The sequence below is a fragment of the Kitasatospora sp. NPDC096204 genome (assembly GCF_044763205.1).
Taxonomy (GTDB): Bacteria; Actinomycetota; Actinomycetes; order Streptomycetales; family Streptomycetaceae; genus Kitasatospora.
In genome coordinates, this window is the sequence record NZ_JBIWFT010000026.1 from 128,007 (window position 1) to 134,572 (window position 6,566).

General features: G+C 75.4%; 6 protein-coding genes. 1 reads left to right on the top strand and 5 read right to left on the bottom strand.

Annotated elements, in window-relative coordinates; all coding sequences use genetic code 11:
- Positions 1 to 44: 44 nt before the first annotated feature.
- The 5 genes from ACIQ87_RS26410 to ACIQ87_RS26430 all read right to left on the bottom strand — a co-directional run bounded on the left by ACIQ87_RS26410 (position 45) and on the right by ACIQ87_RS26430 (position 5,255).
- A complete protein-coding gene (locus ACIQ87_RS26410; protein WP_402410787.1) occupies positions 45 to 644 on the bottom strand; it encodes a cation transporter in 600 nt (199 codons plus the stop codon).
- A gap of 172 nt (positions 645 to 816) precedes the next feature.
- A complete protein-coding gene (locus tag ACIQ87_RS26415; RefSeq protein WP_402410790.1) occupies positions 817 to 1,179 on the bottom strand; it encodes a hypothetical protein in 363 nt (120 codons plus the stop codon).
- An 87-nt stretch (positions 1,180 to 1,266) separates the two neighbouring features.
- Positions 1,267 to 2,532: a VWA-like domain-containing protein gene (locus tag ACIQ87_RS26420; RefSeq protein ID WP_402410811.1), complete on the bottom strand. Its 1,266-nt coding sequence runs from the start codon at positions 2,530 to 2,532 to the stop codon at positions 1,267 to 1,269.
- Between the two features lie 50 nt (positions 2,533 to 2,582).
- Positions 2,583 to 3,806: an AAA family ATPase gene (locus ACIQ87_RS26425; RefSeq protein ID WP_402410792.1), complete on the bottom strand. Its 1,224-nt coding sequence runs from the start codon at positions 3,804 to 3,806 to the stop codon at positions 2,583 to 2,585.
- A gap of 75 nt (positions 3,807 to 3,881) precedes the next feature.
- Positions 3,882 to 5,255 (bottom strand): hypothetical protein, encoded by a 1,374-nt coding sequence (locus ACIQ87_RS26430; protein WP_402410795.1) that lies wholly within the window; start codon positions 5,253 to 5,255, stop codon positions 3,882 to 3,884.
- A gap of 266 nt (positions 5,256 to 5,521) precedes the next feature.
- On the opposite strand from ACIQ87_RS26430, the gene ACIQ87_RS26435 reads away from it, so the two are divergent.
- A complete protein-coding gene (locus tag ACIQ87_RS26435) occupies positions 5,522 to 6,217 on the top strand; it encodes a polysaccharide deacetylase family protein (RefSeq protein WP_402410797.1) in 696 nt (231 codons plus the stop codon).
- The last annotated feature ends 349 nt before the right edge of the window (positions 6,218 to 6,566 follow it).

Consider the following 6,566-nt stretch of genomic DNA (forward strand, 5'->3'; position numbering starts at 1 on the left):
CCGACAACCGTCCTCCGCGCACCGCTCCTGGGCGACGGCACCGCTCAGTGCTCGCCGAAGAAGATCTCCTTCACCTCGCGGACCGCGTAGTAGACGAGCACGAAGCCGGCCAGCGGGTCGGCCCACCACCAGCCGAGCGTGCTGTTCAGGGCCAGGCCCACCAGCACTGCGGCGGCGAGCAGTCCGTCGATCAGGGTGACCCGGCCTTCGGTCTTCAGGACCGGGTTGTCCAGGGCGGCGCCGGTGCGGGCCTTGCCGGCGGCCAGGGTGAACATGACCACGGCGGTGATGGCGGTCCACGCGATGCCCAGCGGCGAGTGGTGCGGGTGGAAGCCGGTGGCCAGCACGAAGGTGGACTGCACCAGCAGGTAGACGGCCAGCAGGGCGAAGCCCACGCCGATCAGGCGCAGCGCGCGACGCTGCCGCTCCTCGCCGGTGCCGCTCAGCTCCCACACCACCACGGTCGATGCGCCGATCTCGATCAGGGAATCCAGCCCGAACCCGGCCAGCGCCACGGAGCGGGCGGAGATCGCGGCCACGGCGAGGACCACGACGCCCACCACGTTCCACGCCAGCGTCGTGTATTCCAGGGCGAACCCCCGGCGGAGCAGGGCCGCGCGAGCACCATCGTTCGAGGTAGTCACCGGGCGAGTGTCGCAGACGGACATGACGGACCTGTCATGCACGCTCGCCACCCAACCGACCAAGCGCTCACCCGATCGAGAGAAGTGCGGAGAAGCGGGTGCGGCGGGTGCGACCGCGCTCGGCGAGGAGGACCAGGACCTGCCGGGCCGGGGACTCCTCGGCGAGGCGCGCCTAGAGCCAGGTGTCCGCCTCGGACACCCGCTCCTCCTCCCACGGCTCGTCCAGGGTGATCGCCCGCAGCAGCGCCCGGTCCCGCAGGCGCCGGCCGGCGAAGGGGCCGGCCGCCGTGGCGTCGGCCAACTCCCGGTGCCAGGCCGGGAAGCCCGGTTCCGTCGGCAGCTCCGCCGACCGCCGGTCCAGGTACTCGCAGACCGCGCAGCTCGCCATCGAGCGCTGCGGGTCGGCCAGCACCCGGGCCGCGAGGCCGGCCGCGTCCTCGGGCGCCACCTCCGCGAAGGCCCTGCGGTACCGCGCGAACCGTACGTGCTCGTCCGGCTCGAAGCCTTCGGCACCGGCCACCGCCGTCTTCGTCACCGAGCCGTGCCCTTCCGTCGCCGCCCTGGTCAGAGGCCCATGTCCGTCATCTGCCCGATCCTCGCGCGGCCGCGGCCGGACGCTCGCTCAGCCGATGGTCACCACCCGCGCCCACTGCGGCGGGGCGCTCGGCCGGTACTCCGCCCGGTGCTCGCTGTACCGGATCGGCCTGGGGAAGAGCCCGACCACCGTGCGGCAGGCCGGGGCGGCGGAGGGCCACGGGGTCTGGCCGTCGGTCAGGACCACCACCACGTCCGGGCGGGGGTGGCCGCGCAGGGCGGCGTGGAAGCCGGTGCGCAGGTCGGTGCCGCCCCCGCCGATCAGCGGGATGCCCTCGGCCCGGCAGAGCCGGTGGACGGCCTGGGCGGCCGCGTTGCAGGGGACGACGGTGACCTGGTCGCGGCGGCCGCCGACGGCCCGGCCGATCGCCGCGACCTCCAGCAGTGCGCTGCCCAGTTCGTCGTCCGAGACCGAGCCGGAGGTGTCGATGATCACCGAGACCCGGGGCGGGCGCCGCCGCAGGCTCGGCAGCAGCGCGCCCGGCACCCCGGCCGAGCGGCGGGCGGGGCGGCCGTAGCTGTAGTCCTCGCCCGCTCCCGCGCCGGACACCGCCGAGCGCACCGCCGCGCCCAACAGCTGCCGCCACGGCTGCGGCGGGTGGAACGCCTCCTCGGCCCAGCGCTTCCAGCCCGCCGGGGCGGTGCCGGGGCGGCCCCGGATGCCCTCGGCGACCCGGAAGCGCACCGCGTCGCGCTCCTGGGCGGTGAGCCCGTGACCGCCGTCGGGGCCGAGGTCCCACGGGCGGTCCAGGCCGTCGGCGCCGCTGCCGCACTCCAGCCAGGCCGCCTCCAGGTGGCCCGGGTGGGAGCGGTACCGGCGTACGTACTCCTCCATGAGCAGCCCCTCCGGCAGCTGGAGCATCTCCGGCCTGATGGCGCCGGTCGGGCAGGTCAGATCCTCGCCGTACACGTCGTCGTTGATCTCGCAGTCGGCGGCGATGTTCATCCGCAGCCGGGCGGCCGGGCCCTCCAGGCCGATTTCCCGGGCGAGCCGGTCGCCGCGCCCGTGGTGGTCGCGCAGCAGGTGCGAGACCTCGTGCACCCAGACGCCGGCCAGCTGGTCCACCGGGGTGCGGGCGACGAAGGCCGGCGAGGCGTAGCAGCGCCAGTACCGGTCCACGGCCATGGTCGGCACCTGCCGGGACTCCACCAGGTGGAGGGCGAACAGCGCCGTCGCCAGGTAGGGGCGGACCCGGGCGGCGTACAGCCGGGCGGCGTACAGCTTCTCCAGGTCCAGCGGCTCGGACGGCGCGTTCGCTGTGCCGCCGACGAGGCTCCTCGCCGTGGCGCTCATCGCCCCACCGGCCGCCGTGGCGCTCATCGCCCCACCGCCCGCCGTGCCGCTCATCGCCCCACCGCCCGCGCCCGCCCGGTGCCGACGAGGTCGGCCCGGCGGGAGACCGCCAGCGCCGGGGTGAGCCGCTCGATCGCCGCCGGCACGTCCCAGTCCTCCCGGCGCAGCGAGGCCAGCGTGGTGGCCGGGACGACCAGCAGGTCCGGTGCGCCGGTCTCCAGGGCCCGAAGCAGCAGCGCCCAGGCCGCGTCCCAGCGCGCCCGGTCCGGCCGGTTGCGGACCGCCGCGACCACTCCGTCCAGCACCGCCTGGCGCAGGTCCCCGCGGTCGGGCAGCACCGCGCCGGCCGGGTCGGCGAGCAGGTCCTCCGGATCCGGCAGGTCCATCCGGTCCATGGACGCCATCAGCTCCAGCCCCGGGCCGTCCCCGACCGCGCCGCGCACCAGCAGCGACAGCACCTCCTGGGAGGACCCGGCCGCGGTCGCGAAGGCGACCAGCCGCAGCGTCATGTCCCAGCTGCGCGGCGAAGGCCAGGCGCCGCCGCGCCGGGTCTCGGTGGTGGGCAGCCGGTGCACCAGCTCGGGGCGGGCGGCCAGCAGCCCGCACACCGCGCGCCGGGCCAGTGCGACGGCGGCCGGCAGCGCCTGCGGGTCGAGCCGGGGCAGGGTGGCCACCGGCCAGACGCCGCCGAGGCCGCGCACCACCACCTCGTGGTCGTGTGCCCACTGGAGGTGGACGAAGCGGTTGGCCAGCGGCGGACTCAGCTCCCAGCCGTCGGCCGCCGAGGAGCGCGGGTTGGCGGCGGCCACGATCCTTACGCCGGGCGGGAGTCGGAGCGTGCCGATGCGCCGCTCCAGGACCAGCCGGAGCAACGCGGCCTGGACGGCGGGCGGCGCGGTGGACAGCTCGTCCAGGAACAGCAGCCCGTGCCCGGCCCGCACCAGCCGCACCGCCCAGTCCGGCGGGGCCATCGGGACGCCCTGCTGCGCCGGGTCGTCGCCGACGATGGGCAGCCCGGAGAAGTCGGAGGGCTCGTGGACGCTGGCGATCACCGTGGTCAGCGGCAGTTCCAGCGCCTCGGCGAGCTGGTTGAGCGCGGCGGTCTTGCCGATGCCGGGCTCGCCCCAGAGCAGCACGGGCAGGTCGGCGGCGACGGCCAGGGTGAGCGCCTCCAGTCGGGTGTCGGCGCGCGGTTCGGTGGTGGTGTCGGCCAGCAGGTCGAGCAGCTGCCGGGCGACGTCGAGGCGGGCGGCTTCAGGAGTGCGGACGGGCATGGGTGATCACCTCAGGGTGCTTGGTACGAAAGGGAGTTCAGAGCCAAGTGGTCGTCGGCGTCGGCGTCGTCGACTTCAGCGGACCGAGGCCAGGCGCGGGCGGTCCCGGAACGAAACGTGGCGAGGGCGCGGGCGGAAGGCCGCCCCGTCCGGGCGCGAGCTGTGGCGCACACGTGGCAACGGGTGGTTGATGACAGCGGGCCCGGTCAGACCCGCCCGGTAGAGGCCGTACGCGATGCGCCGCTCGGCCGCCGCCGCCAGCTCGTCGCGCAGCGGTCCGTCGCGCAGCACCGCCTCCGGTCCGAGCAGGGCCTCGACCACGGCCAGCGCCCCGGCGGTGTCGCCGTGGTCCAACCGCTCGCTCACATCGGCCAGTTGGGCAGGCCGGCGGTGCACGAGGTCGATCGCCCGCAGACAGGGCAGCGGGGTGCCGGACAGGGCGGCCAGCAACTCCTCGCGGCGCAGTTCGGCCGGCTCGTGGTCGAGCGGGACGAGCACCCCGTCGACCAGCCCGATCCGGTGCCGAGCCCCCCGGCAGTCCACCAGCCGGTGGGGCCCGGGCCCTGCCGCCGCCCGCGCCAGGGGCGGATGCCCGGGCGCCAGTGCGGCCGCCACCAGGGGATGCAGCCGCTCGGCCTCGATCGCCCCGTTGCGGAGCAGGTCGAGGTCGGGTGGCACCCAGGTCGCGGCATCGGGCAGCAGTGGCAGTCTTGAGACGTCTCCGAGGACCTCCGTCGTCGACCCGTCCGGTCCGAGCAGCAGCCGCCGGCGAGGCCCGAGCCGCACCACCACGGGCCCGGGCGGCAGCCCGTCCGCGCGCAGCAGCAACTCGGCCTCGGCGGCCCAGCGGTCGACGGCGCAGCGTCGGGACGGATCGCCGAGTTCCGTAGTGGATAGGCCAGTTGACGGATTCCAGGGTCCGGCCCGGACGGCCAGCTCCGTGCTGCGCCCGGCGTCCCAGAGGTGCCGGTGCAGGTCGTAGCGGAACCGTCGACTCGGGCGCGGATGCGGGTGCGGCGACCGGCCGTCGCCACCGGGCCCGCCCCAGAGCGCCAGACTGACCCGCTGCCCGTACTCCGCCCAGCCGGGCGGCGTGCGAACCACGAGGAAGACCGGCGGCTCGCCGGGGTAGCGGGCCAGCGGCACGGTGAGCCCGGGCCGCAGCAGCCCGCCGGGAGCGGACCTCGGCAGGTGCCAGCGCAGCAACTCCGGTGCCAGGCAGCGGAGATCGGCCCGAACCCGGTCGGCGAGCTCCCGTCCGTGGACGCGGGCGACGTCCCGCAGGCGGAAGTCGACCTCGACGTTGGCGGCGGCGCAGGCCCCGGCCCAGTCGCCGGTCAGGCGGCGGGCGGTGGCGGTTTCGATCATGGAGGGCGGCACGGCGTACTCGCGTACGCGCCGCCAGAAGGAGAGGCGGGAGTCGTTCCCGTGCGCGGGGTGAGTGGACATCAGCACTCACTCTTCGCGGACGGGACCCCCATTCTGTGAACAGCGTGAGTGGTCATCGCGGGGGAGCTTAGCCTCCCGCGTCGTCATCCGCCACACCGTTCCGAATCGGTGTGTGGCTCCACAGCCGCAGGCCCCGGCGGCTGCCCCCGGCCCCCGCCGTACGACTGGCCGATTCCGTTCGCTCGCGACCGACGAGGGCTCGCGGCGGACGGCCCGCCGGGAGCAGACTGGCCTAGGCACGGGAGTTCCGACCCCAGGGGGCAGGCATGTCCGTACGACCCGGCAGGCGCAAGGCAGCGGGCAGGCTCCGGACCGCGATCGGCGCCCTCGTCGTCGCCCTGGCGGCGGGAGCCGCGGTGGCCGTGCCCGCCGCGGACGCGCAGGCGGTCGGGACCAAGGGCGGCAAGGTGGTCTACCTGACCTTCGACGACGGCCCCAGCCCCGCCTACACGCCCAAGGTCCTGGCGACGCTCGCCCGGTACGGGGTGCGCGCGACCTTCTTCGAGATCGGACAGAACGTCGCCGCCCACCCCTCGGTGACCGCGCAGGTCGCCCGGCAGGGCCACAGCGTGCAGAACCACTCCTGGTCGCACCCGGACCTGCGCAAACTCTCCGCCGCCGCGCTCGACGCCCAGGTGGCCAACACCGACAAGGCCATCCGGGCACAGACCGGCCGTACCCCGAGCTGCCTGCGCCCGCCGTACGGCGCGGTCAACAGCACGGTGCGCTCGAAGGCGTCGGCGCTCGGCAAGCAGGTGGTGCTCTGGTCCGTGGACCCGGCGGACTGGTCGCGCCCCGGCACGGCCGCGATCAGGTCGCGGGTGCTGAACAACGTCCGCCCCGGCTCGGTGATCCTGCTGCACGACGGCGGCGGCGACCGGAGTCAGACGGTGGCCGCCCTGCCGGAGATCATCTCCACGCTCAAGGCACGCGGGTACGGCTTCGCCACCCTCTGCGGCTGAGCCCGGCCGGCGGCAGTGGGGCGGCTCCCCGCATCCGCACGTGGCGGCGTCGACACCCTTCGGGGACTCCTCGACGGCCCCCGAGCCCGTGGTGCGTTCCTGCTCCGCTCCATCCTCGCCCCGCTTCGCCGGCCGGCGAGTGCGCGAAGGCCCGCCCCCGCCCCCTCGGTTCTGCCGTCGGGGCAGCGCCGGAGGTGTGGGGGCGGGCCTTCGCGGCACGCAAAGGGGGGCGCCGTCGATCACGGTGCCGGGTAGGTCAGTTGAGGGCGGTGAGTGCGGCGTCGTAGTTCGGCTCGTCGGCGATCTCCGCGACCAGCTCGGTGTGGAGGACGGTGTCGTTCTCGTCGAG